Source organism: Nitrospira sp. BLG_2 (assembly GCF_049222245.1).
Genome location: NZ_JBLYIG010000009.1, coordinates 1 through 5,624 on the forward strand (window position 1 = coordinate 1; position 5,624 = coordinate 5,624).

Annotated in this window: 7 protein-coding genes; all 7 read right to left on the minus strand. The window is 54.9% G+C overall.

The window, feature by feature from the left end:
- The coding region (locus ACOSYY_RS00255) for an AsmA family protein (RefSeq protein ID WP_421660209.1) at positions 1-562 on the minus strand (562 nt) is incomplete at its 3' end.
- A gap of 46 nt (positions 563-608) precedes the next feature.
- Entirely contained in the window at positions 609-1,610 is a 1,002-nt protein-coding gene (locus ACOSYY_RS00260) for an NAD(P)/FAD-dependent oxidoreductase (RefSeq protein WP_421660210.1), read from the minus strand.
- Positions 1,611-1,731: 121 nt separating this feature from the next.
- Positions 1,732-2,178, minus strand: a complete 447-nt coding sequence (locus ACOSYY_RS00265; protein ID WP_421660211.1) for a hypothetical protein — start codon at positions 2,176-2,178, stop codon at positions 1,732-1,734.
- Positions 2,179-2,197: 19 nt separating this feature from the next.
- Positions 2,198-2,431, minus strand: a complete 234-nt coding sequence (locus ACOSYY_RS00270; protein ID WP_421660212.1) for a RecQ family zinc-binding domain-containing protein — start codon at positions 2,429-2,431, stop codon at positions 2,198-2,200.
- Positions 2,432-2,843: 412 nt separating this feature from the next.
- Positions 2,844-3,632: an ROK family protein gene (locus tag ACOSYY_RS00275; protein ID WP_421660213.1), complete on the minus strand. Its 789-nt coding sequence runs from the start codon at positions 3,630-3,632 to the stop codon at positions 2,844-2,846.
- Between the two features lie 366 nt (positions 3,633-3,998).
- Complete coding sequence (locus tag ACOSYY_RS00280) at positions 3,999-5,069, minus strand: tetratricopeptide repeat protein (RefSeq protein WP_421660214.1); 1,071 nt, start codon at positions 5,067-5,069, stop codon at positions 3,999-4,001.
- 288 nt (positions 5,070-5,357) lie between these two features.
- Positions 5,358-5,624 (minus strand): thioredoxin family protein (locus tag ACOSYY_RS00285; RefSeq protein ID WP_421660216.1); only part of this gene is annotated, 267 nt, incomplete at its 5' end.

Sequence of the window (5,624 nt, forward strand, 5' to 3'; positions counted from 1 at the left end):
GGGATTGCGCGTCTTCCGGACGATTCGTAAGATTGCGCGCCTCAATGTCCAGCGCCGTCATTCGGATCGGATCGGCATTAGGCTGCGCGGCATACCTGACCTCCCCATTCTTGATGAAAAGGGCCGCTTCGAAGGGCATCATGTCCCGGACTTGATCTTGCCAAGGGGCCGACTGTTCAGTTCCTTTGTTCGCCTTTGCCGACGCGGTCTCAATCTGCTGTTGCGTCACTGATACAACTGGATCATTGAGTTGAATCTCGCCCTCCGCTTTCCCCCCCAACAGAGGAGCGAGCCGTGCATCTACCACGACCTCGCGAATACTGATCAGCGGAGGATCAGGATGGGCCTCTTGTCGCACCACCACATCCCCCAGGTCCACGGATAGGGTGAGCGGATGTAAATCGAGTGTGCCGATCTGGATGCTGTATCCTTCCACCACTTCGTTGGCCGATCGTTCCGCATAGCGACGAAGCGGTTCATCCGCGAAAAACGCGGCCGTTAAAAGAATCACCGTTAGAACGGCCAGACTGATGACTGTCCATTTAAGCCAACGAGGTATCATGGTTACGCAATCGCGACGTGTTTCACGAGTGCTCTCGCTGTCCTGCTCATAGGCAATGTGCTTCGATCGGCTTCGCTTTCTCTACACGCGGCAGAGCGTGCCGCCGTAAATCCTCTTTGAAGAGATCCCGGTTGATCGCCTGCCCGGCGGTGGCCCCTTGACCGGCGGCAATGATCATTTGACAGTTTGCCGGAGTAACACAGCCCGCGGCATACAGCCCCGGCACGGAGGTTCTCATGCTATGATCGACCGTGATTTGCCCTTCCTCGTCCAATTCAGCGCCGGCTTGCTCCGCCAGATCATGATGAAAGACATCGCCGCGGGTCGTAAATACCGCATGCGTTGACAAAGACTCGCCATCATCAAAAACCACGGCGGAGATCTGCCCGTCGTCGTGCGAAATCGATCGGATAGAGCGATGTGTGACCGGAATTGAATATTCCGCAAGCCAGCCGGCATGAGCTGTATCCCACAGCGGAGTCTTCCCGTTCGTGCAGATCAATACCTGTGAGGTAAATAGCAGCATACTCAGGGCGTATTCGGCCGACTCATTGTTCCGTCCGACAATGACGATGCTCCGGTTCCGCACACGATACGCATCGCAGTCCTTGCAGAAGAACAGACTTTTCCCGAGACAGTCTTTCACCCCCGGAATGTCGGGGGGCACATGGGTAAGTCCGGTGGATAGCAGCACTCGGCGAGCGACATAGCGCTGTGCAAGACCTGTCAGCTGGAACATGCCCTCGCGGTCCCGTTCCAGCGCATGTATGTCGTCGTCCGCCACTTCAACGCCGAAGCGTCGAACTTGCGCAAATCCTCGGGTGAGCAAGTCGTTCCCGCTGATTCCATCGGGAAACCCTAGATAGTTCTGTACATCTTGTTCCCATTTCGCCATGGAGTGGCCCGAATGGATCAGCAACGTATCGCGCCGGCTCCTCCCGAGGTAGATTGCCGCGGACAATCCGGCAAGACCGCCTCCGACAATGGCCGCATCGTACACATGATGGCTTATGAGATCTCCGTTTCCGCAAAAGCCAGTCAGCTCCATGGCATAATTTGCCTCACCAGCCCCGAAGATTCGTCGTGTACTCGGGGCCGGTAGATGATCCTTGCGCAGGACCTCTCATCAATTTTCGACGGAGCGTCGGAAGACAATCTCCCCCATTTTTTCAACTTGGGTCGCAGCCACCCGCGACATGCTCGGTTCGGCGATCCGTCCCTCTGTTCGATCGAATCCACAGGGCATGATTGTTCTTATCTACATTCGCCGAAATGTGATCTCCTTTCTCGATCGGAGATTTCTCCGTCTTTTCGTCGGCGTGTAAGCTCACTTCTTTGCCGCCCTTGTCCTTTACAACAACGGTCATGCCGTCCACGCGTATGACTTCACCGAACACGACATGGCTTCCCTTCGTTGCGTCTTGTTCGGCCTGTGTGACGTTTCGACCCTCTTGCACTTCACACGGGTTTTCTCGAATTCCTCCTTGCGTGCCTTGAGTTTCTTGAGTGTCTTTTTTCTGATCTGCTGCGGACGCGACATCGCCGACCTGTGGCATGCTGAATAAGAGCAATAAAGTACCCCCCAACAACACTCCAACAGCTTTTGAAGTCATCATAATGCCCTCCTGTTTGAGTTTAGACGCCGATGGCTGAGCCGGTCTGCCATTCACGAACGTCCACCACTCCATGTGTCGAGCCCGGCAGTTGTCGCAACGGCCGCAATCCTCGGGACTCATTCCCGAAGTATCTCATCAAAAAGCGGACCCGACACTCCATCGTCTGGCCATACTTCATCATAGATTGAAGTTTGTCCCGATCCGACTGGTAACGTCCCTCGTATTCGGCGAGGTAACGGCCAAACTCGTCCACCTCGAATCGACGATAGATACGCCAGACTAATGTCTGCCAGGACGAAAGGTTGTGACGCCGAGGCTCTATCCAGCATTGACCCGTGCGAAACCGGAAGTCGTCATTGTATCCCCGCCTGGCTCAACTCGATCTGTTTCATTCATTGGCGGACGCGCATCGATCAGGCCGCGCCGCAGACGCTGGTGGTTTCCTAGAAAATACAATAAGTGTTGCAGGTAGCGCTTTCAGAAGGCACGTGGCCGTACATTACTAATCGCACACGATATCGATGAGGGCGGATAGGAAGCTTTTCCTGTCGGCACACCTCCGTTGGCAAGATATCCCAAAAGCGTCTGTGATATGGATCAACCTTCGATGCAGAGACCCGCCCTCTGATCGGCTGTTCACATTTTTCACGAAGGGACGTTCTCCATCACGCACGCCACAGCGCGATCCCGCCGACCAATCCATTCAGGTTGGACACGATCGTGACATTGGCCGGAAGCAGTGAGATGTCCACGTTCCTCGAATTGCCGCCACCGATGTATAGGCGCGTGAAATGAAATTTTTCCTCGAGTCGTCGAACGAACTTCGCCACACGCCGGTTCCACTTCTTCTTCCCGTCTTTCTCCAACATTTCGTTCCGTAACTTGTCTTTGCCGAACTCGGCATTCGGAACGAGATGACCGTCGGTGAATAACGCCGTACCGACACCCGTACCCAACGTCACAACCAATTCGACCCCTTTCCCGGCAATCGCTCCGAAACCTTGCACATCGGCATCGTTTGCCACGCGGACCGGCTTCTTCAACCGCATTTGCAATACCTCGGCGATGTTGAAGTCTTTCCATTCGGAAGCCAGGTTCGGAGCTTGTTGCACGATGCCATCCACGATGATCCCCGGGAATCCGACCGCAATCCTGTCGAATGATCCAAGATTCTTGGTCAATGTGACGATCGTATCCATCACCTCGCCGGGCATGCCCGAAGAAGGGGTATCTCGTCGAACACGCTCCTCGACGAGATCTCCCAATTCATTGACGACCGCGGCTTTGATTCCAGTGGCACCCACGTCCACGACTAATGTCAATGGACGAGACTTAGCGGATGTGCCGCGGCCCTGGCGGCGAGACGGAAGCGAGCCTGCCGATGCTTTATGCATTGGTCGAACGGGATATTCTCGCCGCGTCCGTTCCCTTTTTGATAGGCTCGAAGACAGCATAATAAGTTGTGCTCCTCTGCGCTGGGTAAGTAGCCAATTTCAACGCTTCTTGATCTGCGAATTAGCCGCCACATATCGTAGGCACCGAGGACGTGCCGCTCTCCTTGAACCATCTCCTTCCAGACGCGAGATTATGCGGCATTTTGTCTCATCTGGAGACAATGATTCCCCCGCCATTCATCCGCCTTGTCATCACGCCATCATGGCCGTGCCGGAGCTATGAGCCCATTCGATCAGAATACGGCAGGCTTTCCTATCGGAGCCATTGGACCAATTCAGCCGTTATTCCAATCATGCCGTTTCTATCGCCTCCCGGCGATCAGTTTCCGCCACCGCGTCCGTCCATCGACGCGTTCTTCCCGCCTCTCACTCCCGGCCTTCCGGCTGTTCGTGGAGATGAGCCTTCCCTCGATGAGCCATATCCAAACTGGAACGGGCCTGCATCGTTTCGGATGCGTTTGGTCCGAATACGTTTTCCTGTATGGTCAACGCATCTTGATAGAGCGGTATGGCGAGATCTCGGTGGTTATGCACCTCATACAGCCGTGCCATCGCGTTGAGCGAGTTGGCGACCAACGGATGGTCGTGGCCGAAGATCTTTTCCCGGATTTCCTTGGAACGGAACAACAACGGGATCGCGAGCGATAGGTTGTCGGCATATAGACTGGCCGCCACGTGATGGAGACTGTCCGCGACGGCGGGATGGTCCGGTCCCAACATCTCTTCGCGAACTACCCATGCGCGATAGAATAATGGACCGGTTAATGCGCGGCCTTGCTGTTGCTCGAATAATGCGCTCGCGACCAGATCCAAGGTATCCGCCACACGGAGATCATGGTGCCCACGAGTCAATGTATAGATCGTCAACGCCCGACGAAAGATCATTTCCGCGCCGGCGAAGTCGTGTTGCTTGAACCGCGTGGTGCCCAATTTATTGAGGAGCGACGCCAGGTCTTGATTAACCTCCTTGTCGGCGGTTCGATCCAAGAGCCCGGCAGCCGTCGCGTATGCTTTTTCAGCTTCGGGCAAGTTCCCGATCGACCTGGCATGGTCCCCTTGCGCTTCGTACCCCGGCCAGCCTATTTCATCGCCGGCGGCGAGTAACCCGACGCAAGCCGTAGTCAACGGCAAGAGCAAGAGGTGTTTGTCGTCATATTCTCGCAGACTCAATGGATCATCTATTCGGTCCTCGATCCAAAAGCACACATCCTTTCCTGGTGGAAACAACGAACTGTACGCGATGGGCTTATCGCTCTTCGTATCGGTTGCCAACACACTATCGGTCGCCGGAGGAGAAACCACCGGATGGTGTTCTGGAAGGAGCACGCCCGCGAAAGACACTGCTGGTGTGAGACAACTATTCAGGATAATGCCAAGGCCCGCGAGGCAGAAGAAAGATGTCGTCCACAATCGAATAATCGTCAATACGGCTGCCATTCTGAACCACCACGGGTACGCCTCAGATAGTGACAAACATCCGAAAGCATGTCGCCATTGATCGTACTACGACCCGGATGGCGGTGAAACTAGTCACCTCCCCAGTATTGCTGAATTATTGGGCTGAAATGTGAACTCTTGCGAAACCAAGTACGGGCAGCACATCAATGTATTTTGGGAACTGACTGGCTGTTCGTGATAACGATAGATAGGATCAGTCGTACAGCGGTCGCTGACGACCGCACAACAATCATCGGTTAGCCTTTTCAGCGCCCGGCAACGCCTTGACTACGCATCCTGCACATAGCTTCGAACCCATCGGACAATGTCCTCCGTTTCCATGGTACCCGACTGCCTCGCCAGTTCGTTTCCTCCTTGAAATATGATCAGGGTCGGAATATTGCCGATTCCAAACCTCGACGCCAAACTCGGCTCTTCGTCGGCATTCACCTTACCCAGTCGAATTTCAGGCTCCAGAGCTTTGGCGGCCTGTTGATACGCAGGCGCCATCACCTGACACGGTCCGCACCAAGACGCCCAAAAATCCACGACCAG